Raw genomic sequence first — 24,593 nt, 5'->3', positions numbered from 1 at the left:
TGCTGGTTGCCCCCTTGTTACCGACCGGTATCGCTCAGGTGAAACCGGGGCCCGGCGACCGCCCCCACGGCCGCCGCGACCATCCCTCAGACGGCCACCCGCCCCCGGAGGTCCTCGTTGAGTTCCGCGCAGTCCCTGATCGACTCCGGTAGGCCCGACCTCGTCGCCGGGCGTCCCGCCTCCGTCGCGCACCTGCTCCTGGAGCGGGTCGCCGCGACCCCGAACGCCGAGGCCTACCGCTACCCGGCCCCGGTCGACGAGCACGCCGCGGACGGCGCGCCCGGCGCGGAGCAGTGGCGCTCGCTGACCTGGGCGCAGACCGCGGCCCGGGTGAAGGCAGTGGCCGCCGGTCTGATGGCGCTCGGCATCCAGCCGGAGGACCGGGTCGCCCTGGCGTCCTCCACCCGGCTCGAGTGGGTCCTCACGGACCTCGGCGCCATGTGCGCGGGTGCCGCGATCACGACGGTCTACCCGAGCACCAACGCGGACGAGACCGCGTTCATCCTCTCCGACTCGGGCTCCCGGGCGCTGTTCGCGGAGAACGCCGCCCAGCTGGCCAAGGCGGCCGCGCAGATCGAGCAGCTGCCCGAGCTGCGCACGGTGATCCTCTTCGACGCCCCCGACGAGGCCCCGCAGGCGCCCGGCCTCGAGGTGCTGACCCTCGCCGAGCTGGAGCAGCGCGGCGCCGCGTACCTGGAGCAGCACCCGGACGCGGTGGAGAAGGCCGTCGCCGGGCTCGACAAGGAGCAGCTGGCCACCCTGATCTACACCTCGGGCACCACCGGCCGCCCCAAGGGCGTGCGCCTGGTGCACGACTGCTGGGCGTACGAGGGCCGGGCGCAGGAGGCGAGCGGGCTGCTGCGCTCCGACGACGTGCAGTTCATGTGGCTGCCGCTGTCGCACGTGTTCGGCAAGACGCTGATCTCCGGGCAGATCGCCACCGGGCACGTGATGGCGTTGGACGGCCGGGTGGACCGGATCATCCACAACCTGCCGGTGATCCGGCCGACCATCATGGCCTCGGCGCCGCGCATCTTCGAGAAGGTCTACAACGGCATCGCGGGCAAGGCCCGGGCCGAGGGCGGCGCCAAGTACAAGATCTTCATGTGGGCCGCCAAGGTCGCCCGCGAGCACGCCCGGGCGGTCCAGGAGAGCCGGGTCGCCACCGGTTCCGGTACCGCCCCGCTGGGCCTGCGGGCGCAGCACGCGCTGGCGGACAAGCTGGTGTACGCGAAGATCCGGGCGGCGTTCGGCGGGAGGCTGCGCGGCGCGGTCTCCGGCAGTGCCGCGCTGGCCCCGGAGATCGGCTACTTCTTCCTGGGCGCCGGGGTGCCGATCCTGGAGGGCTACGGCCTGAGCGAGACCAGCGCCGGCTCCTGCGTGAACCGCGAGGAGGACGTGCGGATCGGCACGGTGGGCCGCCCGCTGCCGGGCACCGAGGTGCGGATCGCCGAGGACGGCGAGATCCTGCTGCGCGGTCCGGGCATCATGCGCGGCTACCACAACCTGCCGGAGAAGACCGCCGAGGTGCTGGAGCCGGACGGCTGGTTCCACACCGAGGACATCGGCGAGCTCAGCCCGGACGGCTTCCTGCGGATCACCGACCGCAAGAAGGACCTGTTCAAGACCTCCGGCGGCAAGTACGTGGCGCCCAGCGAGGTCGAGGGCAAGTTCAAGGCGGTCTGCCCGTTCGTCAGCAACATCCTGGTGATCGGCAACGGCCGCAACTACTGCACGGCGCTGATCGGCCTGGACGAGGCGGTCCTGATGCCGTGGGCCGCCGAGCACGGCCTGGCCGGCAAGTCGTACGCCGAGCTGGCCGTGGAGCCGGCCGTCCACGAGCTGATCGAGGGCTTCGTGAAGCGGCTCAACGGCGGGCTGCAGCGCTGGCAGACGATCAAGAAGTTCCACCTGCTGCCGCGCGACCTGGACGTCGAGCACGGCGAGCTCACCCCGAGCCTGAAGATCAAGCGCCCGGTGGTCGAGCGGACCTACGCGGACGCGGTGACCGCGATGTACGAGGGCGCCAACGAGGCCTGATCGACCCCGTCCCGTACGGTCCGCGCAGGCTTCGCGGACCGTACGGGACAATGGGGGCATGCCCTCCGCACTCCCCGACGGCGAACCCGTGCCGTCCGACGGTTCCCTGCCCGCGCACGCCCTCGACGGGCTCGGCCGGCGGCCGTTCGGCTTCTACCTGCACGTGCCGTACTGCGCCAGCCGCTGCGGCTACTGCGACTTCAACACGTACACCGCCACCGAGCTGCGCTCCTCCGGGGCGGTCGCCTCGCAGGAGACGTACGCGGACAACGTGGTCGCCGAGATCCGGCTGGCCCGGAAGGTGCTGGGCGACGCCGAGCTGCCGGTGCGGACCGTCTTCCTCGGCGGCGGCACCCCCACCCTGCTGCCCGCCCGTGACCTGGTGAAGATGCTCGCCGCGATCCGCGAGGAGTTCGGGCTCGCCGACGACGCCGAGGTCACCACGGAGGCCAATCCGGAGTCCGTCGACCCGGCGTACCTGGCCGAGCTGCGCGAGGGCGGCTACAACCGGATCTCCTTCGGCATGCAGAGCGCCCGGCCGCACGTGCTGCAGCTGCTCGACCGCCACCACACCCCGGGCCGCCCCGAGGCCTGCGTCGCCGAGGCCCGCGCGGCCGGGTTCGACCACGTCAACCTGGACCTGATCTACGGCACCCCCGGCGAGTCCGACGACGACTGGCGGGCCTCCCTGGACGCCGCGATCGGCGCCGGGCCCGACCACGTCTCCGCGTACTCCCTGATCGTCGAGGAGGGCACCCGGCTCGCCGCCCGGGTCAAGCGCGGCGAACTGCCGATGATCGACGACGACGTGCACGCCGACCGCTACCTCATCGCCGAGGAGGCGCTCGGCGCGGCGGGCTACTCCTGGTACGAGGTCTCCAACTGGGCCACCACCCCCGAGGGGCGCTGCCGCCACAACGAGCTCTACTGGACCGGCGCCGACTGGTGGGGCGCCGGCCCCGGCGCCCACAGCCACGTCGGCGGCGTCCGCTGGTGGAACGCCAAGCACCCCGCCGCCTACGCCCGGGCCCTCGCCGAGTCCCGCACCCCGGCGCTGGGCCGCGAGGTCCTGGCCGAGGAGGACCGCCGCGTCGAGCGCATCCTGCTGGAACTGCGCCTGGTGGAGGGCGTCTCCCTGGACCTGCTGACCGGCACCGGCCGCGAGGCGGCCGCCCGGGCCCTCGCCGACGGCCTGCTCGCCCCCGGCCCGTACGCCGACGGCCGCGCCGCCCTGACCCTCCAGGGGAGGCTGCTGGCCGACGCGGTCGTGCGTGACCTGGTGGACTGACGTTCGTTAACGTGGTGTCAGCCGTCGGAGGGAGCGCGCAGTGACCGCCATCGATGACCGGATGATGGGGATCTTCGAGAATCTGGAGGTTCCGGAAGGCATCAAGGCCGAACTCATCAGGGGGGAAATCGTGATGATGGCCGGGCCGGACATGGTCCACAACCTCATCGTCTCCGCGATTCAGCACCAGACCCCCTACGCCCGGTGGCGGGCGCTTCAGACCCAGGATCTGATCATCTCCGGCGAGGCCAGCGAACCCCAGCCGGATCTGGTCGTCTTCGAGCGAGGTGTCGTCCCGGAGGCGGGCCGTTTGCTGTCCGCCTCCGCGGTGACCCTGGTGGTCGAGGTGGTTTCCAAGACCAGCGTGCACCGGGACTACCGGACCAAGCGCGAGATGTACGCCCAGGGCGGGATTCCGGCGTACCTCATCGTCGACCCGCTCAAGGGCGTGTGCGTGCTCCTCACGGATCTGACCACCGACACGGCTTCCGGAGCCCCGGTGTACTGGGCTGAGCGGACCACCAAATTCGGTGATCCGATCGAGGTCGACCTGCTCGGCATCACGCTCGACACCTCGGAGTTCCAGACCTACGCCTGATCCGGCAGTGTCACGAAGTCGATCAATTCCTCCACGCGGCCGAGGAGTTCCGGCTCAAGGTCCTTGTAGGAGTTCACCTTCGACAGGATGTGCTTCCAGGCCGCCGGGGTGTCGGCGGGCCAGCCGAGGCGGCGGCAGGTGCCCTCCTTCCAGTCCTCGCCGCGCGGCACCGCCGGCCAGGCGGGGATGCCGACGGAGGCGGGCTTCACGGCCTGCCAGACGTCGATGTAGGGGTGGCCGACGACCAGGACCGAGTCGCCGGTGACCTCGGCGGCGATGCGGTGCTCCTTGGTGCCGGGGAGCAGGTGGTCGACCAGGACGCCGAGGCGGCGGCCGGGGCCGGGGGCGAAGTCGGCGACGATCGCGGGCAGGTCGTCGATGCCGCGCAGGTACTCGACGACGACGCCCTCGATGCGCAGGTCGTCGCCCCAGACCCGTTCGACCAGCTCGGCGTCGTGGCGGCCCTCGACGTAGATCCGCGACTCGCGGGCGACCCGGGCGCGGGCGCCGGGGACGGCGACGGAGCCGGAGGCGGTGCGCCCGGGCGCCTTCGCCGCCGCCGGGCCGGCCGGGCGGACCAGGGTGACGACCTCGCCCTCCAGCAGGAAGCCGCGCGGGACGAGCGGGAAGACCCGGTGCTTGCCGAAGCGGTCCTCCAGGGTGACGGTGAACCCCTCGGCGGTCTTCTCGCAGCGCACCACCGCGCCGCAGTAGCCAGTCACCGCCTCCTCGACCACCAGGTCCCGCTCGGCGGGCACCTCCGGGGCGGGGGTCTGCTTCTTCCACGGCGGGGTCAGGTCGGGTCCGTACTGGCGGCTGCGCATACGGGTGATCATAGGGACGGCGGACGGGCCGTCAGAGGCCCGGCGCGCCCCACACCGGGAACCAGCGGCTGAGGTCCTTCTCCAGCCGCAGGTCGTTGCCCAGCATCGCGTTGACCTGGAGCTCCAGCGGGCTGTTGCGCTTCTCGCCGCCGCCGGGCATCGGGGCGAAGGGGTAGAAGGTGCCGCGCTTGTAGAGGTAGACCAGGGCCAGCGACTGCCCCTGCGCGTTGCGGAAGGCGACCAGCGAGCAGAGCAGCTGCGGCCCGAAGCCGTTCGCCTCCAGCTCGCTGTTGACCGCGTGCAGGTCGTTGACCAGCTCCGGCAGCTCCTCGGGCCGGTGCCGGGCGAGCAGCCAGGAGTAGCCGTAGCCGTCCTTGGAGGCCTCCACCGGGACGCCGCCGCGCTCGGTGTCGGCGTCCAGCAGCGCCCGTACCTGCTGTTCGACCTGGACGAAGGCCGCGCCCTCGACGGCGGCGAAGCAGACCGAGCCGAGCCCGGTGGGGAGGAACCCGGCGCCGGCCTCCAGGGTGAGCGCGGCGGACGGCACGCCGAACAGCTGGTCGAGGTCGGGCTTGACGGGCTTGGTGCGGCCGAACAGGGCGTCCAGGATTCCCACGGCGGTCCTTTCGCGTGACGAGGGGTTCAGCGGCCGAGCTGCTCGGAGATCCTCGCCAGCTGCGCCAGTCGCTTCTCCAGCGTCGGGTGGGTGGAGAACAGCTGGGAGGCGGTCTCCCGGGCGCTCAGCGCGGGGGCGAAGTAGAAGGCGTTGTACGGCTGCGCCTGGCGCAGGTCCTTGCTGGGGATGGCCGCGATCTGCCCGGTCACCTTGGTGAGGGCCGAGGCGAGGGCGCTGGGCCGGCCGGTGAGCTGGGCGGCGGCGCGGTCGGCGGCGAGTTCGCGGTAGCGGGAGAGCAGCCGGGTGAGCAGGAAGCTGATCGCGTAGACGACCATCGAGACCAGCGGGATGACCAGGGCCACGATGGCCGCGTTCTGGTCGTTGTTGTTGCGGCCGCCGAGGAAGCCGCCGTACATGGCGATCCGGGTCATCGCGCCGGCGAGCACACCGAGGAAGCCGGCGATGGTCATCACCGCGACGTCCCGGTGGGCGACGTGGGACAGCTCGTGCGCGAGGACGCCCTCCAGCTCCTCCGGCTCCAGCCGGCGCAGCAGGCCGGTGGTCACGCAGACCACCGTGTTCTGCGGGTTGCGGCCGGTGGCGAAGGCGTTGGGCATGTCGTTGTCGGCGACCGCCACGCGGGGTTTGGGCATGTCGGCCAGGGCGCAGAGCCGGTCGATCGTGCCGTGCAGCTGGGGGAACTCCTCCGGGGACACCCGGTGGGCGCCCATCGCCCGTTCGGTGATCTTGTCGCTGAACCAGAACTGGGCCACGAACAGCCCGCCGGAGATCAGGACGATCAGCGGCCAGGCGCCGCGCAGCAGCGCGATCAGCAGGCCGGTGAAACCGACGTACAGCAGCCCGATCACGAACATCGTCACGACCATGCGGCCGGTCAGGCCGCGGTCGGGCGCGAAACGGGTGTGCTGGCCCGAGCTCGACATCGCTTGCTCCTCCATTCGCCGTCGCTTTCGATGCTGCCACCCGGACGGCCCCGGGGCACCACCCCCGCGCCGGGAACCGCGGACGGTCCCGGTGCGGGGGCGGTGCGGCGGGTGGCACCAGGAACTGCGGGGAGGATCACCCCGGTCGGGCCGTTCCTGCCGTAGGACCCGGGCCGTACACTGGCAGGTACGGTTTTGGCACTCGGGTGTTCAGAGTGCCAAGGCCGGGGTCTCCCGGAGCGGCCCGCAGCAGCACACAGGGACATACAGGGACAACAGACGGACAACGTGCGAAGACGGAGGTGCGTGCCCCATGGCCGGTGAGGTCCGCCAGCTGGACGACCGCAAGCTCGCCGTGCTCCGCGCGATCGTGCAGGACTACGTGGGCACCGAGGAGCCGGTCGGCTCCAAGGCCCTGGTGGAGCGGCACAACCTCGGGGTCTCGCCGGCGACCGTCCGCAACGACATGGCGGCGCTGGAGGAGGAGGGCTACATCCACCAGCCGCACACCAGCGCCGGCCGCATCCCGACCGACAAGGGGTACCGCCTCTTCGTCGACAAGCTCGCCGAGATCAAGCCGATGAGCGCCCCCGAGCGCCGGGCCATCCGGCACTTCCTGGACGGCGCGGTCGACCTGGACGACGTGGTCGCGCGCACCGTGCGGCTGCTCGCCCAGCTGACCAGGCAGGTCGCGGTGGTCCAGTACCCGTCCCTGACGCGCTCCACGGTGCGGCACATCGAGCTGGTGGCGCTGGCCCCGGCGAAGGTGATGCTGGTGCTGATCACCAACACCGGCCGGGTCGAGCAGCGGATGGTCGACTGCCCGGGCCCGGTCGGCGAGACGGTCCTGGCGGACCTGCGGAGCGTGATCAACGGCAGGGCGGCCGGCCGGCGCCTCCCGGAGGTGCCGGGGCTGCTGGAGGAGCTCCCGGCGATGTTCGAGCAGGCCGACCGGCCGACCGTCAGCACGGTCCTGGCGACGCTGTTCGAGACGCTCGCCGAACAGAACGAGGAGCGGATCATGCTGGCCGGCACGGCCAACCTGACCCGCTTCGGGCACGACTTCCCCCTCACCATCCAGCCGGTGCTGGAGGCCCTGGAGGAGCAGGTCATCCTGCTCCGCCTCCTGGGTGAGACCAATGACGCCGCGATGACGGTCCGGATCGGGCGGGAGAACGCCTACGAAGGGCTGAATTCCACCTCGGTCGTGTCGGTCGGTTACGGTTCGGGCGACGAGAGCGTGGCCAAACTGGGTGTGATCGGTCCGACCCGGATGGACTACCCGGGCACAATGGGGGCGGTGCGGGCGGTGGCACGGTACGTGGGTCAGATCCTGGCCGAGTCGTAGCAATCAGCCGCTGTCAGATACCTGACGGCGTCCAGTCGCAGCACTACTACAGGCGGAACAAGCGGAGCATTTGGTGGCCACGGACTACTACGCGGTACTCGGCGTCCGACGGGATGCGGGGCAGGACGAGATCAAGAAGGCGTTCCGGCGCCTGGCACGCGAACTGCACCCGGACGTCAACCCGGACCCGAAGACGCAGGAGCGGTTCAAGGAGATCAACGCCGCCTACGAGGTGCTCTCCGACCCGCAGAAGCGCCAGGTCTACGACCTCGGCGGGGACCCGCTGTCCCCGGGCGGCGGCGGCGGTGCGGGCGGCTTCGGGGCCGGCGCGGCGGGCTTCGGCTTCTCCGACATCATGGACGCCTTCTTCGGCGCCGCGGCCGGCCAGCGCGGGCCGCGCTCGCGCACCCGCCGCGGCCAGGACGCCATGATCCGGCTGGAGATCACCCTGGAGGAGGCCGCGTTCGGCACCACCAAGGAGCTCCAGGTCGACACCGCCGTCACCTGCACCACCTGCAGCGGCGAGGGCGCGGCCCCCGGCACCTCCGCGCAGACCTGCGACATGTGCCGCGGCAAGGGCGAGGTCTCCCAGGTCACCCGGTCCTTCCTGGGCCAGGTCATGACCTCCCGCCCCTGCCCGCAGTGCCAGGGCTTCGGCACCGTCGTGCCGACCCCGTGCCCGGAGTGCGCCGGCGACGGCCGGGTCCGCGCCCGCCGCACCCTGACCGTCAAGATCCCGGCCGGTGTCGACAACGGCACCCGGATCCAGCTGGCCGGCGAGGGCGAGGTCGGCCCCGGCGGCGGCCCGGCCGGCGACCTGTACGTCGAGATCGCCGAGACCACCCACGCCATCTTCCAGCGGCGCGGGGACGACCTGCACTGCACCGTCACCATCCCGATGACGGCGGCCGCGCTCGGCACCCAGGTGCCACTGCAGACCCTGGACGGGCTGGAGGAGGTCGACATCCGGCCCGGCACCCAGTCCGGCCAGTCGATCCCGCTGCACGGCCGGGGCATCACCCACCTGCGCGGGGGCGGCCGGGGCGACCTGATAGTGCACGTCGAGGTGAAGACGCCCACCAAGCTCGACGCCGAGCAGGAGGACCTGCTGCGCCGCCTCGCGGTGCTGCGCGGCGAGGAGCGGCCCTCCGGCCAGTTCGCGCCGGGCCAGCAGGGCCTGTTCTCCCGCCTGAAGGACGCCTTCAACGGCCGGTAGCCGTCCGGGAGGGGGTGCCGGGGCCTGCCCGGCACCCCTTTCGCGTTCCCGTCCCACCCCCTCCTGGAGGTCCCCCGCATGACCGCGCCCGTCTTCGTCGTCGACACCGGGCGGATCGCCGCCGCCGCGCCCGGCACCGTGGTGCGCCTGGACGGCCCGGAGGGGCGGCACGCGGCCGCGGTGAAGCGGCTGACGGCCGGCGAGGCGGTGACCCTCGCCGACGGGCTGGGCCTCGGTGTGGACGGCACGGTCGCCGAGGTGCTCGGCAAGGACGCGATCGACGTGGCGGTCGCCGCCGTGCGCCGCGAGCCGGAGCCCGCGCCGCGGATCGTCGTCGTCCAGGCGCTGCCCAAGGGCGACCGCGGCGAACTGGCGGTGGAGACCATGACCGAGGTCGGCGTGGACGTGGTGATCCCGTGGGCGGCCTCCCGCTGCATCACGCAGTGGAAGGGCGAGCGCGGCGCCAAGGCGCTCGCCAAGTGGCGGGCCACCGCCCGCGAGGCGGGCAAGCAGTCCCGGCGGCTGCGCTTCCCCGAGGTGCGCGACCCGATGACCACCAGGCAGCTGGCGCCCGTGCTGGCGCAGGCCGCGTTCGCCGCCGTGCTGCACGAGGAGGGCGCCGAGCCGCTGGCGCACGCCGCGCTGCCCGAGGGCGGGGACCTCGTGCTCGTGGTCGGCCCGGAGGGCGGGGTCTCCCCGGAGGAGCTGGCCGCCTTCGCCGAGGCCGGCGCGAAGCCGTACCGGCTGGGCCCCTCGGTGCTGCGCACCTCCACCGCCGGGGTGGCCGCCGGCGCGCTGCTGCTGGGACGTACCGGCCGCTGGGCGTAGCCCCGCGCCCGGCACCCGTACTACGACCCCGCGGCGGGGTCCAGCGGGCTCGCCCGGGCGGCCCGACTCTGCCGAAAAGCCCGGCGGCTCGTCCGCGTACGTGCTTACGCTGGCGGCGTGACGGACTCCGTGAGCACCTCCGCGGGCGCCTACCTGCGCCACCCCCACCTGCACGGCGACCTGGTCGCCTTCGTCGCCGAGAACGACCTCTGGCTCGCCCCGCTGGAGGGCGGCAGGGCCTGGCGGCTGACGGCCGACCACCTGCCGGTCCACGACCCCCGGTTCTCCCCGGACGGGCGGCACATCGCCTTCACCACCACCCGGGACGGCTCGCCCGAGGTGCACGTGGTGCCGACGGACGGCGGTCCGTCGCGCCGGCTCACCCACTGGGGCAGCGGCCAGACCCGGGTGCAGGGCTGGACGGCCGACGGCCGCCCGATCGCCACCACCGCCGCCGGCCAGGCCACCCCGCGCCGCACCTGGGCGCACGCCGTGCCGCTGGACGGCGGGGAGCCGGTCAGGCTGCCGTACGGGCCGATCGGCGGGATCGCCTTCGAGCCGGGCGGGGACCGCGTGCTGCTGGCGAGCGCCGCGGCCCGCGAACCGGCCTGGTGGAAGCGCTACCGGGGCGGCCGGGCCGGGAAGCTGTGGCTGGGCCGGGACGAGTTCACGCGGATCCACGAGGAGCTGGACGGGCAGCTGTCCTCGCCGCTGTGGGTGGGGGAGAGGATCGCCTTCCTGTCGGACCACGAGGGTGTCGCCGAGCTGTGGTCCAGCCTCCCGGACGGGTCCGACCTGCGCCGCCACACCGGCGGCGAGGACGGCTTCTACGCCCGGGGCGCCGCCACCGACGGCACCCGGGTGGTGTTCCACCGGGCCGGCGACCTCTGGCTGCTGGACGACCTGGCGGGCGCCGAGCAGCGCCGCCTGGACATCCGGCTGGCCGGCCCGCGCGGCGGCCGCCGCCCCCGCCCGGTGCACGCCGCGCACTGGCTGGAGACGGTCGCTCCCGACCGCACCGGCCGGGCCGGCGCCGTCGTGGTGCGCGGCAGCGTGCACTGGCTGACCCACCGGGAGGGACCGGCCCGGGTGCTGGACGAGACGCCGGGCGTGCGCGGGCGCCTGGCCCGGGTGGTGCCGGGCGAGGACGGCGCCCAGGGCGTGCTCTGGGTGTCCGACGCCGAGGGCGAGGACGCCCTGGAGTTCGCGCCCGCCGTGCACGGCGCCGAGCGCCGCCGGCTGGCCGCCGGGCAGCTCGGCCGGGTCAACTCGCTGGCCGTCTCCCCGGACGGCAAGCAGGCCGCCCTCGGCGTGCACGACGGCCGGGTGCTGCTGGTCGCGCTCGCCGACGGCACCGTGCACGAGCTGGCCCGCAGCACCGACGGCGAGGTCAGCGGCCTGGTCTTCAGCCCGGACTCGGCCTGGCTGGCCTGGTCGCGGCCGGTGCCCGGGCTGGGCCCGTACTCGCTGCGCCAGATCGTGCTCGCCAACCTGGCCACCCGCACCGTGAGCGAGGCCACCCAGCAGCGCTTCATCGACACCTCGCCCGCCTTCACCGCGGACGGCCGCTACCTGGCGTTCCTGTCGGTGCGCAACTTCGACCCGGTCTACGACTCGCACGTCTTCGACCTGTCCTTCCCCAACGGCTGCCGCCCGTACCTGATCACGCTGGCCGCCGACACCCCGTCCCCGTTCGGGCCGCAGCGCGCCGGGCGCCCGCTCGGCGGGGAGGAGGACGAGCCGCGGGCCAAGAAGGCGGACGGCGAGGAGGGCGGCGACGCCGCGCCGGTCACCAGGGTGGACCTGGACGGCATCGCCGACCGGATCGTCCCGTTCCCGGTCGAGGGCGGACTGTTCGGCACCCTGCGGGCCGCCAAGGACGGCGTGCTGTGGACCAGGGTCCCGCTGCTCGGCGAACTCGGCGACGAGGCCGCCTCCCTGGAGGACGAGCGGCCCCGGCCGGTGCTGGAGCGCTTCGACCTGAGGAAGCGCCGGGTCGAGCAGCTGGTGCACGACGTCGACGGCTTCGCGGTCAGCGGGGACGGCAGCCGGGTCGCCGTGCTGGACCAGGGCGAGCTGCGGATCGTCCCGGCCGACCACAAGGCGGGCGGCGAGGACGACGAGACCGTCGTGGACCTCGCCCGGCTGCGGGTCACCGTCGACCCGGCCGCCGAGTGGCGGCAGATGTACGCCGAGAACGGTCGGCTGATGCGCGACAACTTCTGGCGCCCCGACCTCTCCGGCGTCGACTGGGCCGGCGTCCTGGAGCGCTACCGGCCGCTGGTGGAGCGGGTCGGCTCGCACGACGACCTGATCGACCTGCTGTGGGAGGTGCACGGCGAACTCGGCACCTCGCACGCCTACGTCGTCCCGTACGGCCCGCACACCGAGCCCGCCCGCCGCCAGGGCCTGCTCGGCGCGGACCTCGTCAAGGAGGGCGGCCAGTGGCTGATCGCCCGGATCCTGCCCGGCGAGTCCTCCGACCCGCGGGCCCGCTCGCCGCTGGCCGCGCCCGGCGCCGCGATCCGCCCGGGCGACGCGGTGCTGGCCGTCAACGGCCGCCCGGTGGATCCGGTCACCGGCCCGGCGCCGCTGCTGGCCGGCACCGCCGGGCAGCCGGTCGAGCTGACCGTGGCCGGCAAGGACGGCACCGACCGGCGTTACCCGGTGGTCGTCCCGCTCGCCGACGACGAGGCGCTGCGCTACCACGACTGGGTGGCCGGGCGGCGGGCCGCGGTGCGCGAGCTGTCCGGCGGCCGGCTCGGCTACCTGCACATCCCCGACATGCAGACCACCGGCTGGGCCCAGATCCACCGCGACCTGCGCTCGGAGATGGCCAAGGAGGGTGTGATCGTCGACATCCGGGAGAACCGCGGCGGCCACACCTCGCAGCTGGTGATCGAGAAGCTGGCCCGCCGGATCGTGGGCTGGAACGTCAGCCGGGACACCGACAGCGCGGTGCCGTACCCCAGTGACGCCCCGCGCGGGCCGGTCGTCGCGCTCGCCGACCAGGACTCCGGCTCGGACGGCGACGTCGTCAACGCCGTCATCCAGGCGCTCGGGATCGGCCCGGTGGTCGGCACCCGCACCTGGGGCGGGGTGATCGGCATCGACAGTCGCTACCGGCTGGTCGACGGCACCCTGGTCACCCAGCCCAAGTACGCGATCTGGCTGGAGAACTACGGCTGGGGCGTGGAGAACCACGGCGTCGACCCGGACGTCGAGGTGCCGATCGCCCCGCACCACTGGGCGGCCGGAGAGGACCCGCAACTGGCCGAGGGCGTCCGGATCGCCCTGGCAGCCCTCGCCGACGCCCCGGCCCGTACGGCGCCGCCACTGCCGGGGCAGTAGCGGCGCGCCCGAGCCGGTCCGGGAGCGGGAGGTCGGCGGGGCCGACTTCCCGCTCCCGGGCGTGGGTAGGATGCGGGGCTGTTTCTTGATCGCAGCTCACGGGGGAACCACCATGGCGCAGGGCTACCCGCCGCCGCAGTACGGCCAGAACCCGTACGGACAACCACAACCGCAGCCGTACCCGCCGCAGCCGTACCCGCCGCAGCCGTACCCGCCGCAGGGGTACGCGCAGCAGCCGCCGCAGCAGTACGGCGGGCCGGATCCGTACCCGAACCCCTATCCGCAGCAGTCGCAGTACGCGCAGCAGCCGCGGCCCGCCGCCGCGCTGCCGCCGTGCCCGAAGGAGGCGGCCGGCAGCCGGCGCTTCCTGGCGATCGTGCTCGACTTCTGCCTCGCCGTCGGCCTCGGCTTCGTCGCCGCCAACGCCGCGAGCCGGCCGAAGGTCCGGCACGTGGCCGGCCACACCGTGCAGAGCGGCGGCCCGGCGGTGCCGTACTTCGTGGCGCTGGTCGTCGTCGGCCTCGCCGCGTCCTTCCTGAACCAGGTGGTGCTCGCCCGCCTCACCGGCTTCAGCGTCGGCAAGGCGGTCCTGGCGATGCGGGTGGTGCGCAGCAAGCGGGTGATGCGGCCGAACACCTGGCGGCTGACCAGGCGGTGGCTGCTCGGCTTCGTGTTCCTCGCGGTGACGATCATCTCCGAGGACTTCGAGCTGGACGACGGCGACATCGTCGGCATGCGCGCGGTGCGCTGGAAGCACCTGCAGGAGTACCAGCAGGCCGTGGCCGGGCTCGGCTAGGCTGCGCCCGTACGGCCCCACGACCCGACCCGACGTACCGATCCCGAGGAGTAGCCGATGGCCGGCGAGCCGCAGCCCGACTGCCTGTTCTGCAAGATCGTGGCGGGCGAGATCCCGGCGACGGTGGTGCGCAAGACCGAGCGCACCCTCGCCTTCCGCGACATCGCGCCCAAGGCCCCGGTGCACGTCCTGGTGATTCCGCACGTCCACTACCCGAACGCCGCCGCGCTGGCCGCCGCCGAGCCGGAGATCGCCGGTGAGCTGCTCGCCGAGGCGGGCCGGGTGGCCGAGGACGAGGGCATCGCGGACTACCGGCTGATCTTCAACACCGGTGCGGGCGCGGGGCAGACCGTTTTCCACGCCCACGTGCACGTGCTCGGCGGTACGCACATGACCGAGAGCATGGTCTGATCCCAGGTGTCCCAGCGCGAACTCGTCGTCCTCGGCACCGCCAGCCAGGTGCCGACCCGGCACCGGAACCACAACGGCTACCTGCTGCGCTGGGACGGCGAGGGACTGCTGTTCGACCCCGGCGAGGGCACCCAGCGCCAGATGCTGCACGCCGGGGTCACGGCCACCCAGATCACCCGGATCGCGGTGACCCACTTCCACGGCGACCACTGCCTGGGCCTCGCGGGGGTGATCCAGCGGATCAACCTGGACCGGGTCCCGCATCCGGTGGACGTCTACTTCCCGGCCTCCGGCGAGGTCTATTTCGAGCGGCTGCGGCACGCCACCGCGTACCACGAGACGGCGGTGCTGCGGCCCCGGCCGATCGACGAGCCGGGCCCGCTGCCCGCGCCCGGCGCCCGTTTCGCGCTGGACGCGGTGCGGCTGGACCACCCCGTGGAGTCCTTCGGCTACCGGCTGTCCGAGCCGGACGGCCGCCGGCTGGTGCCGGAGCGGCTGGCCGCGCTGGGCGTCGGTGGCCCGGCGGTGGGCCGGCTGCAGCACGAGGGCGCGATCGAGGTGGACGGCCGCCGGGTCACCCTGGACGAGGTCAGCGAGCCCCGGCCGGGCCAGCGGTTCGCCTTCGTGATGGACACCCGGCTCTGCGAGGGCGTGCACGCGCTCGCCGAGGGCGCCGACCTGCTGGTGGTCGAGGCGACCTTCACCGACGCGGACGCCCGGCTCGCCGAGGAGCACGGCCACCTCACCGCCGGGCAGGCCGCCAAGGTCGCCGCCGAGGCCGGCGCGCGCACCCTGGTGCTGACCCACTTCTCCCAGCGCTACCCGGACCTCGGCCAGCACCTGGCCGACGCCCGCAAGCACTTCGACGGGGAGCTGGTGCTGGCCGCCGACCTCGCCCGGGTGCCCGTCCCCGCCCGCCGCCAGTCGTGACCCCGCCCCTCCCGGGTGCCCGGGGAAAAAAGGGCTCGCGCCGTTCCCCGAACTGCCGCAGCATCGACGGGTGCGGCCCCGCCGCCCGCCGCAGCGATCACGCTCGCGGCGTACCCTGGTGCCCCGGAGAGACCGAGCGGCACACGACACCACGGATGGGATGAGGCAGGCCCCAGCGCCGACCCATGAGTGACACATCGCAGACCCGTACCAACGGACAGTCGCGCCCCGAACCGGCCGACGACGGCCGCGTCAGCGCCCGGATCGTCATCCCCGAGAAGCACCCGATGGTCACCCTGCTCGGCACGGCGGACTCGCTGCTGCGCGTGATCGAGCAGGGCTTCCCCGCCGCCGACATCCACGTCCGGGGCAACGAGGTGACGGCCACCGGGTCGAACGCCGAGGTCGCCCTCGTCAAGAAGCTCTTCAACGAGATGATGCTGGTGCTGCGCACCGGCCAGCCCCTGACGGAGGACTCCGTGGAGCGCTCCATCGCCATGCTCCGCAGCCAGGAGCAGGACCCGGACAGCCCGGCGCCCTCCCAGGTGTTCACCGCGAACATCCTGTCCAACCGGGGCCGCACGATCCGCCCCAAGACCCTCAACCAGCAGCGCTACGTCGATGCGATCGACAAGCACACGATCGTGTTCGGCCTCGGCCCGGCCGGTACCGGCAAGACCTACCTGGCGATGGCCAAGGCCGTGCAGGCCCTGCAAGCCAAGGAGGTCAACCGGATCATCCTCACCCGCCCGGCGGTCGAGGCGGGGGAGCGGCTGGGCTTCCTGCCCGGCACCCTCTACGAGAAGATCGACCCGTACCTGCGCCCGCTGTACGACGCGCTGCACGACATGATGGACCCGGACTCCATCCCCCGCCTGATGGCGGCCGGCACCATCGAGGTCGCGCCGCTCGCGTACATGCGCGGCCGCACCCTCAACGACGCCTTCATCATCCTGGACGAGGCCCAGAACACCTCGCCCGAGCAGATGAAGATGTTCCTCACCCGCCTCGGGTTCAACTCCCGGGTGGTCGTCACCGGCGACACCAGCCAGATCGACCTCCCGGGCGGTACCAGGAGCGGCCTGAAGGTCGTCCAGGAGATCCTGGCCGACGTGCCCGACATCCACTTCTCCGTCCTCACCAGCACCGACGTGGTCCGCCACAAGCTGGTCGGCCGGATCGTGGACGCCTACGAGCGCTGGGACGCCCGTCAGGAGGGCGACGAGCCCTCTCCGGCGGCCCGCAAGCCCGCGCAGCGGCGCCCGGGCAAGACGACCGCGCCCCGCGCACCCCGACAGTCCCATCGCACCGAAAGCTGAGCACACAGCCCGTCATGTCGATCGACATCGCCAACGAGTCCGGTTGGGACGCCGACGAGGAAGCCATCCTCGACGTCGCCCGCTTCGCCCTGGACAAGATGCGGATCCACCCGCAGTCCGAACTGTCCGTGATCCTGGTGGACGGTGCGGCGATGGAGGAGCTGCACATCCAGTGGATGGACCTGCCCGGACCCACCGACGTGATGTCCTTCCCGATGGACGAGCTGCGGCCCGGCAAGGAGGGCGAGGAGCTGCCGCAGGGCCTGCTCGGCGACATCGTGCTCTGCCCCGAGGTCGCCGAGCAGCAGGGCAAGGCCGCCCCCTCGAAGCACTCGATGGACGAGGAGCTGCAGCTGCTCACCGTCCACGGGGTGCTGCACGTCCTCGGCTACGACCACGAGGAGCCCGAGGAGGAGGAGGAGATGTTCGCCCTCCAGAAGCGCATCCTGGACGACTGGCGGGCGGGCCGCGGCCTCGGCGGCATCTCCCCGGCCCCCACCACCCACTGAGCGCGGAGCCCGAACCCCTGTGAGTGGTGAGAGTACGAGCTTCATCCTGGGTGCCGTGCTGCTCGTCGTGCTCGGCTGGCTGGCCGCGTGCGCGGAGGCGGGCATCTCCCGGGTCTCCCGGTTCCGGGCGGAGGAGGCCGTGCGGGTCGGCCGGCGCGGCTCCGCGCGGCTGCTGACCCTGGCCTCCGACCCGATCCGCTACCTCAACCTGGCGACCCTGATCCGGGTGGCCAGCGAGATGGCGGCGGCCGTCCTGGTCACCGTGGTGTGCGTGCGCAACGTGACGCCGACCTGGCAGGCCGTCCTGCTGGCGTTCGGCGTGATGGTGCTGGTGTCCTTCGTCGCGGTGGGGGTCTCGCCGCGCACGATCGGACGCCAGCACCCGCTCACCACCTCGACCGCGGCCTCCTACGTGCTGCTGCCGCTGGCCGCGGTGCTCGGCCCGATCCCGCGGCTGCTGATCCTGCTCGGCAACGCGCTGACCCCGGGCAAGGGCTACCGGGAGGGTCCGTTCGCCTCCGAGGCGGAGCTGCGGGCCCTGGTGGACCTCGCCGAGAAGGACGACCTGATCGAGGACGAGGAGCGCCGGATGGTGCACTCGGTCTTCGAGCTCGGCGACACCATCGTGCGCGAGGTGATGGTGCCGCGCACCGACCTGGTGATGATCGAGCGGCACAAGACCGTCCGGCAGGCGCTCACCCTGGCGCTGCGCTCGGGCTTCTCGCGGATCCCGGTGGTCGGCGACAACGAGGACGACGTGGTCGGCATCGTCTACCTCAAGGACCTGGTGCGGCGCACCCACATCAACCGGGAGGCGGAGGCCGAGGAGGTCGGCGCGGTGATGCGACCGGCCGTCTTCGTGCCGGACTCCAAGCCGGCCGGCGACCTGCTGCGCGAGATGCAGCAGCGCCGCTCGCACGTGGCGATCGTGATCGACGAGTACGGCGGCACGGCGGGCCTGGTCACCATCGAGGACATCCTGGAGGAGATCGTCGGCGAGATCACCGACGAGTACGACCGGGAGATCGCGCCGGTGGAGGACCTCGGCGACGGCTCGTACCGGATCACCGCCCGTCTGCTGGTGGAGGACCTGGGCGAGCTGTTCGGCATCGAGCTGGAGGACGAGGACGTCGAGACCGTCGGCGGGCTGCTGGCCAAGCACCTCGGCCGGGTGCCGATCCCCGGCTCCTCCTGCGAGATCCCGCTGCCGGAGCCGGTCGAGGACGGCCTGTCCGGCATCCTGCTGACCGCCGAGTCCTCGGCGGGCCGCCGCAACCGGATCGGCTCGATGGTCGCCTCGCCGGTCCGCGGCGGTGACGGGTCCGAGGAGTCCGCGGGCGAGTAGCGGGTGGGCGGCCGCGGAGCGACCATGGAGGGCATGACGCACAAACTTCGCGCGGAGTACGGCCCGCAGGGGGCGGCCGGCGGAGTCAAGTCCTGGCACGTGGTGCGGGACGAGGACCCGTCGACGGCCCTCTGCGGCCGGACCATGCCCGACGACGCCGAGACGCGGCCCGAGCAGGAGTGGGGCACCGGGCTGCGCTGCTGCCAGCAGTGCGGTTCGCTCTACATGCACGAGACGCCCCACATGCAGGGGAGCCATCCCTACAGCTAGGCCGTGGTCGAGCCTTGGAGGTCGCCATGAAGCTGCAAGACGAACTGCCCGTGGACCACAAGCTCCTCATGGTCTGGCGGATCGGGGCGGGGCTCGGAGGAGTCTTCCTGATCGTGTTCGGGTGCCTCGGGCTCGCCGACCACCCGGGGTTCCTGGACACCAAGGGTGACGAGGTGGCCGGGCTGTCGACCAACGGCGCGCTGGCCGTCCTGTCCATCGTGGCGGGCGCGGTCCTGGTGCTCGGGGCGGTGATCGGCGGGAACTTCGCGGCCAACCTGAACATGGCGGTGGGCGTGCTGTTCGTCCTGTCCGGCTTCTACGGCCTGACGGTGCTCGGGCGGCCGGACGCCAACATCCTCAACTTCCGGATGTCGAACGTGCTGTTCGCGTTCATCTTCGGGATCGTCCTCACGACCTTCGGCATGTACGGCAGGGTGAGCAGCCACCTGCCGCACGACAACCCGTACTGGCGCCACCGCACCGAGCGTGAGGAGCCGATGCCGTCCGGGCCGAAGACCTTCGTCAAGGTCATGAACCCGAACCCGGGCCGCACCCGCCCCGTCGGCCACTGAGAAGGGTGCCTATGCTCGGCGGCATGAGTGACATCGTCGAGCTCGACCCCGAAGACAAGAAGATCATCACCCTGGCCCGCTCGGCCCGCGCCCGCAACGGCGTCCCCGAGGGGGCCGCGGTGCGTGACGAGACCGGACGCACCTACGTGGCCGGGACGGTCGCGCTGGAGTCGCTGCGGCTGAGCGCGCTGCAGACCGCGGTGGCGATGGCGGTGGCCAGCGGCGCCACGTCGCTGGAGGCGGCGGCCGTGGTGAGCGAGGCGGAGCAGCCGGCCGAGGCGGACCTGGCGGCCGTGCGGGACCTGGGCGGGGCCGGGACGCCGGTGCTTCTGGCCGGTCCGGACGGGGTGCTGCGGGTGTCCGCCGAGGCGCGCTGACGGGCCTTGCGGAGGCCTCGCGGAGGGCTTCTGCGGTTGGTGACCCGGCGTGTCGCTCCCATGGGTTCTGCAGATAATCTCACCGGGGGAGTGGATGCGGTGAGGGGGCTGGGGCATGGGGGCGGTGGCGTTCTTCGCCGGGCTGCTGCTGTTCGTGATGGGGCTGGGCAAGTGGCAGGAGACCGGCTCGCAGGTCTGGCTGTTCGGCTCGCTGGGCTTCCTGCTGGTGCTGGTGGTCGTCTCGCTGATCCCCACCGACGGCAAGGGCGGGAAGTAGGCCCCGGCGCCCGGTGCGCGGACCCCGGACGGCGGGGCTCCGGTGATCAGGGAGAATGGAGCCCATGAATGCCCCTTCCTCCTCGTACCGCTCCGGGTTCGCGTGCTTCGTCGGCCGGCCCAACGCGGGCAAGTCGACCCTGACCAACGCCCTGGTGGGGACGAAGGTCGCGATCACCTCCGACCGCCCGCAGACCACCCGGCACACCGTCCGCGGCATCGTCCACCGCCCGGACGCCCAGCTCGTGCTGGTCGACACCCCCGGTCTGCACAAGCCGCGCACGCTGCTCGGCGAGCGCCTCAACGACCTGGTCCGCACCACCTGGGCCGAGGTCGACGTGATCGGGTTCTGCCTGCCCGCCGACCAGAAGATCGGCCCCGGCGACAAGTTCATCGCCAAGGAGATCGCCGGGATCAAGAAGACCCCGAAGGTCGCCATCGTCACCAAGACCGACCTGGTCGACTCCAAGCGCCTGGCCGAGCAGCTGATCGCCATCCAGCAGCTCGGCGTCGAGCTGGGCTTCGAGTGGGCCGAGATCATCCCGGTCTCCGCGGTCGGCGACAAGCAGGTCGAGCTGGTCGCGGACCTGCTCACCAAGCTGCTGCCGGAGGGCGACCAGCTCTACCCGGACGGCGACCTCACCGACGAGCCCGAGCAGATCATGGTCGCCGAGCTGATCCGTGAGGCCGCGCTCGAGGGCGTGCGGGACGAACTGCCGCACTCGCTGGCCGTCGTGGTCGAGGAGATGCTCCCGCGCGAGGGCCGCCCGGCGGACCGCCCGCTGCTGGACATCCACGCCAACGTCTACATCGAGCGGCAGAGCCAGAAGGCGATCGTGATCGGCGCCAAGGGCTCGCGGCTCAAGCACGTCGGCACCACCGCCCGCAAGCACATCGAGGCGCTGCTCGGTACGCCGGTCTACCTCGACCTGCACGTCAAGGTCGCCAAGGACTGGCAGCGCGACCCCAAGCAGCTGCGCAAGCTCGGCTTCTGAACCGGGGCTCCCCGGAGGGGAGTCCGGTGCGAACGGGACGACCGAGGGCCCGTCCGGACGCGGTGCGTCCGGACGGGCCCTCGCCGTTCTCCGGTGCCCGCGGCCGGCGCTACGCGCCCTCGCGCAGCACCAGCGAGACCAGCTCCCGCTGCGAGTCGGTGAGCTTCGGGTCGGCGCAGAACACCGTCCGGCCGTCGACGGTGATCTCGTAGTGGAAGCCGTCCGGCACGCCGTACGACGGGGCGCGCAGCCCGCCCGCGACGGCTTCGCGGGCGAGCGCGTGGACGTGCGGGGCGTCCGTGCGCTCGGCGGTGTCGAGCTCCGCGTGGCGGACGATTCCCGCGAAGCCGCCGGTCCGGGTCACCTGGATACGCATGGTGTCCATGGTGGTACGCGGGGACGGCTTTTGCGGCGCTTTTCCCGGACCGTGACCTTAAGCCCGCCTCAACCCGGTCTCAACCGCTGTCGGGCTCGCGGGCGCCGGCTCACCCGGGGCTGATGCCGACCTGCGCCCAGGAGGCCGTCACGGTGTCCGCGATCGACGGGCGGTCGGGGTGACGGGCCTTGGCGGCGGCCACCGTGGCCCGGGCGAAGGCGGTGAAGTCGGCGTCGGCGGGCAGCGTGCGCCCGGTCAGCGCGTCGTACCAGATCCGCCCGGCACACTCCCAGGACGAGCCGCCGAGCGCGGTGGCCAGCAGGTAGAACGCGTGGTTGGGGATGCCGGAGTTGATGTGCACCCCGCCGTGGTCCTCGGCGGTGTTCACGTAGTCCCGCATGTGCGCGGGCTGCGGGTCCTTGCCGAGCCGGGGGTCGTCGTAGGCGGTGCCGGGCGCCTTCATCGAGCGCAGCGCCACGCCCTGGACGCCGGGGGCGAGCAGTCCGGCGCCGATCAGCCAGTCCGCGTCGGCGGCGCTCTGGTGCAGCGCGTACTGCTTGACCAGCGAGCCGAAGACGTCGGAGAGCGACTCGTTGAGCGCGCCGGGCTGGTCCCGGTAGTCCAGTCCGGCGCTGAACTGGGTGACACCGTGGGTGAGTTCGTGGCCGATGATGTCGACGCAGGCGGTGAAGTCGCCGAAGACCTCGCCGTCGCCGTCGCCGAAGACCATCTGCCGGCCGTTCCAGAAGGCGTTGTCGTAGTCGCGGCCGTAGTGGACGCTGGCGTCCAGCCGCAGGCCGTGGTCGTCGACGGAGTGCCGGCCGAAGGCGTCGGCGTAGAGCGCGAAGGTGGCGCCGAGGCCGTCGTAGGCCTGGTTGACGGAGGCGTCGGCGACCGGCGGCCGGCCCTCGGTGCGCACGGTGCGGCCGGGCAGGCGGTGGCCGTGGCCGGCGTCGCAGACCACCCGGTTCAGGCCCGTGGCGGCGGTGGGCGGGGGCGGGGAGAGGCGGGCCGCGCGGTGCGCGGCGTCGAGCGCGAGGGAGTGGACGGCGGGCTCGTGACCGGCCTCGGCGAGGCGGTCCAGGACGTACGGCGGGACGATCGAGCAGATCGGTACTGCTGCAGTCATGTGGCCCAGAGTGAGGCCTCGGTGACCACATGTCACCACCTCGGGCGTGACCAGTCGGCGTCTCAAGGGGTGGAACGGGAGCCCGGATCACTTCGGGGGCGCGCGGCGCTGGGTTACGCTGGGTTCCATCATGCGCAACGGGCTGCTTCTTCTTAGCTGCCGCGTCGAGGGCCTGTAGTCCACTGGGGCCGGCTCCCTCGCCGCGGGGAACGAGCTGTGCGCGAATTCGGCGATCCAATGGCGGGTCGCGAGCGGCAGCCGAGGCCGGCCAGTCGGTGTTGATCCCTCCCGACCGCCCGCATCACGCATCCACAGGAAGCCGAGAGTCACCTCCATGACCGAGCAGAGCTCCGCCGCGTCCGTCCCCGCCGCTCGCGCCTTCGTCGACCGGCCCACCCCGATCACCGCCGCCTCCGTGCGCCAGCAGCCCTCCGGCATGCGGTACGGGCGCTACCTGCCGTTCGGCGCCGTCGACCTGCCGGACCGCACCTGGCCGGACGCCGTGATCACCAAGGCGCCGCGCTGGCTCTCGACCGACCTGCGGGACGGCAACCAGGCGCTGATCGACCCGATGTCCCCGGCCCGCAAGCGCAAGATGTTCGACCTGCTGGTCGCCATGGGCTACAAGGAGATCGAGGTCGGCTTCCCGTCCTCCGGCGCCACCGACCACGCCTTCGTACGGTCGCTGATCGAGGAGGGGGCGATCCCCGAGGACGTCACCATCTCGGTGCTGACGCAGGCCCGCGAGGAGCTGATCGAGAAGACCGTCGAGTCGCTGGTCGGCGCCCCGCGCGCGACCGTCCACCTGTACAACGCGACCGCGCCGCTGTTCCGCCGGGTGGTGTTCCGCAACGACAAGGCGGCCACCAAGGCGATCGCCACCGACGGCACCCGGCTGGTGATGGAGTACGCCGAGAAGCTGCTGGGCGAGGACACCGTCTTCGGCTACCAGTACTCGCCGGAGATCTTCGTCGACACCGAGCTGGACTTCGCGCTGGAGGTCTGCGAGGCGGTCATGGACGTCTGGCAGCCGGGCGAGGGCCGCGAGATCATCCTGAACCTGCCGGCCACTATCGAGCGGGCCACCCCGAACGTCCAGGCCGACCAGTTCGAGTGGATGTCGCGCAACCTGTCGCGCCGCGAGTTCGTCTGCCTGTCGGTGCACCCGCACAACGACCGCGGCACCGCCGTCGCCTCCGCCGAACTGGCCTACATGGCGGGCGCGGACCGCATCGAGGGGTGCCTGTTCGGGCAGGGCGAGCGGACCGGCAACGTCGACCTGGTGACGCTGGGGATGAACCTGTTCTCGCAGGGCATCGACCCGCAGATCGACTTCTCCGACATCGACGAGGTGCGCCGCACCGCCGAGTACTGCAACCAGATGGAGGTGCACCCGCGCCACCCGTACGCCGGCGACCTGGTGTACACCTCCTTCTCCGGCTCGCACCAGGACGCCATCAAGAAGGGCTTCGACGCCCTGGAGGCGGACGCGAAGGCGGCGGGCGTGCCGGTGGACGAGCACACCTGGGGCGTGCCGTACCTGCCGATCGACCCGAAGGACGTCGGCCGCACCTACGAGGCGGTCATCCGGGTCAACAGCCAGTCCGGCAAGGGCGGTGTCGCGTACGTCCTGAAGAACGACCACAAGCTGGACCTGCCGCGCCGGATGCAGATCGAGTTCTCCCGGATCATCCAGGCCAAGACCGACGCCGAGGGCGGCGAGGTCACCCCGGCGGAGATCTGGCGGGTCTTCGAGGACGAGTACCTGCCGACCACCGACAACAAGTGGGGCCGGCTGTCGCTGAGCGGCTCGCGCACCCTGACCACCGAGGACGGCCGGGACGCGCTGACCGCCGAGGCCGTGGTGGACGGCGCGCCGCTGTCCCTGACCGGTACCGGCAACGGCCCGGTCTCGGCCTTCGCGGACGCGCTGGCCCGGATCGGCTTCGACGTCCGCGTCCTGGACTACGCCGAGCACGCGCTGAGCGAGGGCGGCGACGCCCAGGCCGCCGCGTACGTCGAGTGCGCGGTGGACGGCAAGGTGCTGTGGGGCGTGGGCATCGACGGCAACACCGTGCTGGCCTCGCTGAAGGCGATGATCAGCGCCGTCAACCGGTCGCAGCGCGGGTAATTCGTACGGGTGGTAGGCGAAGGGCCGTTCCGCGGGACGGCCCTTCGCCGTGTGCGCCGTGCGCTGTGTCCTGCGCCACATTTTTTGGGATCGGAAGCCGTTCG

Annotated in this window: 24 protein-coding genes; 19 read left to right on the top strand and 5 right to left on the bottom strand. The window is 72.5% G+C overall.

Annotated elements, in window-relative coordinates:
* Positions 1-117: 117 nt before the first annotated feature.
* The 3 genes from ACZ3TI_RS23835 to ACZ3TI_RS23825 are packed head-to-tail and all read left to right on the top strand — an operon-like array spanning position 118 to position 3,926.
* A complete protein-coding gene (locus ACZ3TI_RS23835) occupies positions 118-2,040 on the top strand; it encodes an AMP-dependent synthetase/ligase (protein ID WP_465729334.1) in 1,923 nt (640 codons plus the stop codon).
* A gap of 58 nt (positions 2,041-2,098) precedes the next feature.
* Complete coding sequence (gene hemW / locus ACZ3TI_RS23830) at positions 2,099-3,328, top strand: radical SAM family heme chaperone HemW (protein WP_465729332.1); 1,230 nt, start codon at positions 2,099-2,101, stop codon at positions 3,326-3,328.
* A 40-nt stretch (positions 3,329-3,368) separates the two neighbouring features.
* Positions 3,369-3,926 carry a Uma2 family endonuclease gene (locus tag ACZ3TI_RS23825; RefSeq protein ID WP_465729330.1) on the top strand — a complete coding sequence of 186 codons (558 nt, stop codon included), beginning with the start codon at positions 3,369-3,371 and terminating at the stop codon, positions 3,924-3,926.
* Here the strand turns inward: ACZ3TI_RS23825 and ACZ3TI_RS23820 are convergent.
* Genes ACZ3TI_RS23820 through htpX form a run of 3 tightly spaced genes read right to left on the bottom strand, consistent with a single transcriptional unit; the run spans position 3,917 to position 6,310 of the window.
* Positions 3,917-4,750, bottom strand: a complete 834-nt coding sequence (locus ACZ3TI_RS23820; protein WP_465729328.1) for a DUF3097 domain-containing protein — start codon at positions 4,748-4,750, stop codon at positions 3,917-3,919. The two genes, ACZ3TI_RS23825 and ACZ3TI_RS23820, sit on opposite strands and share 10 nt — an antisense overlap.
* A 31-nt stretch (positions 4,751-4,781) precedes the next feature.
* The gene (pspAB, locus tag ACZ3TI_RS23815; protein ID WP_465729326.1) at positions 4,782-5,366 is read right to left on the bottom strand and encodes a PspA-associated protein PspAB; all 585 of its coding nucleotides are present in this window, start codon (positions 5,364-5,366) and stop codon (positions 4,782-4,784) included.
* Positions 5,367-5,392: 26 nt separating this feature from the next.
* Positions 5,393-6,310, bottom strand: coding sequence for a zinc metalloprotease HtpX (gene htpX, locus ACZ3TI_RS23810; RefSeq protein WP_465729324.1), 918 nt, complete (start codon positions 6,308-6,310; stop codon positions 5,393-5,395).
* A 313-nt stretch (positions 6,311-6,623) separates the two neighbouring features.
* On the opposite strand from htpX, the gene hrcA reads away from it, so the two are divergent.
* The 15 genes from hrcA to era all read left to right on the top strand — a co-directional run bounded on the left by hrcA (position 6,624) and on the right by era (position 20,853).
* Positions 6,624-7,658 (top strand): heat-inducible transcriptional repressor HrcA, encoded by a 1,035-nt coding sequence (gene hrcA, locus ACZ3TI_RS23805; RefSeq protein ID WP_465729322.1) that lies wholly within the window; start codon positions 6,624-6,626, stop codon positions 7,656-7,658.
* A 73-nt stretch (positions 7,659-7,731) separates the two neighbouring features.
* A complete protein-coding gene (gene dnaJ, locus ACZ3TI_RS23800) occupies positions 7,732-8,874 on the top strand; it encodes a molecular chaperone DnaJ (protein WP_465729320.1) in 1,143 nt (380 codons plus the stop codon).
* Between the two features lie 78 nt (positions 8,875-8,952).
* Positions 8,953-9,702, top strand: coding sequence for a 16S rRNA (uracil(1498)-N(3))-methyltransferase (locus ACZ3TI_RS23795; RefSeq protein ID WP_465729318.1), 750 nt, complete (start codon positions 8,953-8,955; stop codon positions 9,700-9,702).
* 117 nt (positions 9,703-9,819) lie between these two features.
* Positions 9,820-13,053, top strand: coding sequence for a S41 family peptidase (locus tag ACZ3TI_RS23790; RefSeq protein WP_465729316.1), 3,234 nt, complete (start codon positions 9,820-9,822; stop codon positions 13,051-13,053).
* Positions 13,054-13,165: 112 nt separating this feature from the next.
* Complete coding sequence (locus ACZ3TI_RS23785; protein WP_465729314.1) at positions 13,166-13,849, top strand: RDD family protein; 684 nt, start codon at positions 13,166-13,168, stop codon at positions 13,847-13,849.
* A 57-nt stretch (positions 13,850-13,906) separates the two neighbouring features.
* On the top strand, positions 13,907-14,260 hold the full coding sequence (locus ACZ3TI_RS23780; protein WP_465729312.1) for a histidine triad nucleotide-binding protein: 354 nt from the start codon (positions 13,907-13,909) through the stop codon (positions 14,258-14,260).
* A gap of 6 nt (positions 14,261-14,266) precedes the next feature.
* Positions 14,267-15,190, top strand: coding sequence for a ribonuclease Z (locus ACZ3TI_RS23775; RefSeq protein WP_465729310.1), 924 nt, complete (start codon positions 14,267-14,269; stop codon positions 15,188-15,190).
* 287 nt (positions 15,191-15,477) lie between these two features.
* On the top strand, positions 15,478-16,509 hold the full coding sequence (locus ACZ3TI_RS23770) for a PhoH family protein (protein ID WP_465729495.1): 1,032 nt from the start codon (positions 15,478-15,480) through the stop codon (positions 16,507-16,509).
* A 14-nt stretch (positions 16,510-16,523) separates the two neighbouring features.
* On the top strand, positions 16,524-17,018 hold the full coding sequence (gene ybeY / locus ACZ3TI_RS23765) for an rRNA maturation RNase YbeY (RefSeq protein ID WP_030061268.1): 495 nt from the start codon (positions 16,524-16,526) through the stop codon (positions 17,016-17,018).
* A 19-nt stretch (positions 17,019-17,037) separates the two neighbouring features.
* Positions 17,038-18,363 carry a hemolysin family protein gene (locus ACZ3TI_RS23760; protein WP_465729308.1) on the top strand — a complete coding sequence of 442 codons (1,326 nt, stop codon included), beginning with the start codon at positions 17,038-17,040 and terminating at the stop codon, positions 18,361-18,363.
* A 33-nt stretch (positions 18,364-18,396) separates the two neighbouring features.
* On the top strand, positions 18,397-18,633 hold the full coding sequence (locus ACZ3TI_RS23755) for a hypothetical protein (RefSeq protein ID WP_030061264.1): 237 nt from the start codon (positions 18,397-18,399) through the stop codon (positions 18,631-18,633).
* 26 nt (positions 18,634-18,659) lie between these two features.
* Positions 18,660-19,205: a DUF4383 domain-containing protein gene (locus ACZ3TI_RS23750; RefSeq protein ID WP_465729306.1), complete on the top strand. Its 546-nt coding sequence runs from the start codon at positions 18,660-18,662 to the stop codon at positions 19,203-19,205.
* 23 nt (positions 19,206-19,228) lie between these two features.
* Positions 19,229-19,582 carry a cytidine deaminase gene (locus tag ACZ3TI_RS23745; RefSeq protein WP_465729304.1) on the top strand — a complete coding sequence of 118 codons (354 nt, stop codon included), beginning with the start codon at positions 19,229-19,231 and terminating at the stop codon, positions 19,580-19,582.
* Between the two features lie 115 nt (positions 19,583-19,697).
* On the top strand, positions 19,698-19,859 hold the full coding sequence (locus tag ACZ3TI_RS23740) for a hypothetical protein (protein ID WP_465729302.1): 162 nt from the start codon (positions 19,698-19,700) through the stop codon (positions 19,857-19,859).
* 64 nt (positions 19,860-19,923) lie between these two features.
* The gene (gene era / locus ACZ3TI_RS23735) at positions 19,924-20,853 is read left to right on the top strand and encodes a GTPase Era (RefSeq protein WP_270147040.1); all 930 of its coding nucleotides are present in this window, start codon (positions 19,924-19,926) and stop codon (positions 20,851-20,853) included.
* A 109-nt stretch (positions 20,854-20,962) separates the two neighbouring features.
* Here era and ACZ3TI_RS23730 read toward each other — a convergent pair whose 3' ends face one another.
* Together ACZ3TI_RS23730 and ACZ3TI_RS23725 are read right to left on the bottom strand one after the other, a co-directional pair.
* Positions 20,963-21,229 (bottom strand): protealysin inhibitor emfourin, encoded by a 267-nt coding sequence (locus ACZ3TI_RS23730; RefSeq protein WP_465729300.1) that lies wholly within the window; start codon positions 21,227-21,229, stop codon positions 20,963-20,965.
* Between the two features lie 109 nt (positions 21,230-21,338).
* Entirely contained in the window at positions 21,339-22,358 is a 1,020-nt protein-coding gene (locus ACZ3TI_RS23725) for a M4 family metallopeptidase (protein ID WP_465729298.1), read from the bottom strand.
* Positions 22,359-22,692: 334 nt separating this feature from the next.
* On the opposite strand from ACZ3TI_RS23725, the gene leuA reads away from it, so the two are divergent.
* Entirely contained in the window at positions 22,693-24,489 is a 1,797-nt protein-coding gene (leuA, locus tag ACZ3TI_RS23720) for a 2-isopropylmalate synthase (RefSeq protein WP_465729296.1), read from the top strand.
* Positions 24,490-24,593: the final 104 nt, after the last annotated feature.

It is taken from the genome of Kitasatospora sp. NPDC023120 (assembly GCF_055560835.1).
The sequence above is the reverse complement of the archived record's forward strand: the minus strand, read 5'-3'. Positions and strand labels throughout refer to the sequence as shown.

What these genes read in the sequence shown, in the direction of transcription:
- ACZ3TI_RS23795 (WP_465729318.1), top strand. Translation starts at nt 8,953, where the DNA reads ATGACCGCGCCCGTCTTCGTCGTCGACACCGGGCGGATCGCCGCCGCC.
- ACZ3TI_RS23785 (WP_465729314.1), top strand. Translation starts at nt 13,166, where the DNA reads ATGGCGCAGGGCTACCCGCCGCCGCAGTACGGCCAGAACCCGTACGGA.
- ACZ3TI_RS23730 (WP_465729300.1), bottom strand. Translation starts at nt 21,229, where the DNA reads ATGCGTATCCAGGTGACCCGGACCGGCGGCTTCGCGGGAATCGTCCGC.
- ybeY (WP_030061268.1), top strand. Translation starts at nt 16,524, where the DNA reads ATGTCGATCGACATCGCCAACGAGTCCGGTTGGGACGCCGACGAGGAA.
- hemW (WP_465729332.1), top strand. Translation starts at nt 2,099, where the DNA reads ATGCCCTCCGCACTCCCCGACGGCGAACCCGTGCCGTCCGACGGTTCC.
- hrcA (WP_465729322.1), top strand. Translation starts at nt 6,624, where the DNA reads ATGGCCGGTGAGGTCCGCCAGCTGGACGACCGCAAGCTCGCCGTGCTC.
- leuA (WP_465729296.1), top strand. Translation starts at nt 22,693, where the DNA reads ATGACCGAGCAGAGCTCCGCCGCGTCCGTCCCCGCCGCTCGCGCCTTC.
- ACZ3TI_RS23820 (WP_465729328.1), bottom strand. Translation starts at nt 4,750, where the DNA reads ATGCGCAGCCGCCAGTACGGACCCGACCTGACCCCGCCGTGGAAGAAG.
- ACZ3TI_RS23755 (WP_030061264.1), top strand. Translation starts at nt 18,397, where the DNA reads ATGACGCACAAACTTCGCGCGGAGTACGGCCCGCAGGGGGCGGCCGGC.
- ACZ3TI_RS23770 (WP_465729495.1), top strand. Translation starts at nt 15,478, where the DNA reads ATGGTCACCCTGCTCGGCACGGCGGACTCGCTGCTGCGCGTGATCGAG.
- ACZ3TI_RS23740 (WP_465729302.1), top strand. Translation starts at nt 19,698, where the DNA reads ATGGGGGCGGTGGCGTTCTTCGCCGGGCTGCTGCTGTTCGTGATGGGG.
- htpX (WP_465729324.1), bottom strand. Translation starts at nt 6,310, where the DNA reads ATGTCGAGCTCGGGCCAGCACACCCGTTTCGCGCCCGACCGCGGCCTG.
- ACZ3TI_RS23725 (WP_465729298.1), bottom strand. Translation starts at nt 22,358, where the DNA reads ATGACTGCAGCAGTACCGATCTGCTCGATCGTCCCGCCGTACGTCCTG.
- ACZ3TI_RS23745 (WP_465729304.1), top strand. Translation starts at nt 19,229, where the DNA reads ATGAGTGACATCGTCGAGCTCGACCCCGAAGACAAGAAGATCATCACC.
- ACZ3TI_RS23750 (WP_465729306.1), top strand. Translation starts at nt 18,660, where the DNA reads ATGAAGCTGCAAGACGAACTGCCCGTGGACCACAAGCTCCTCATGGTC.
- ACZ3TI_RS23780 (WP_465729312.1), top strand. Translation starts at nt 13,907, where the DNA reads ATGGCCGGCGAGCCGCAGCCCGACTGCCTGTTCTGCAAGATCGTGGCG.
- era (WP_270147040.1), top strand. Translation starts at nt 19,924, where the DNA reads ATGAATGCCCCTTCCTCCTCGTACCGCTCCGGGTTCGCGTGCTTCGTC.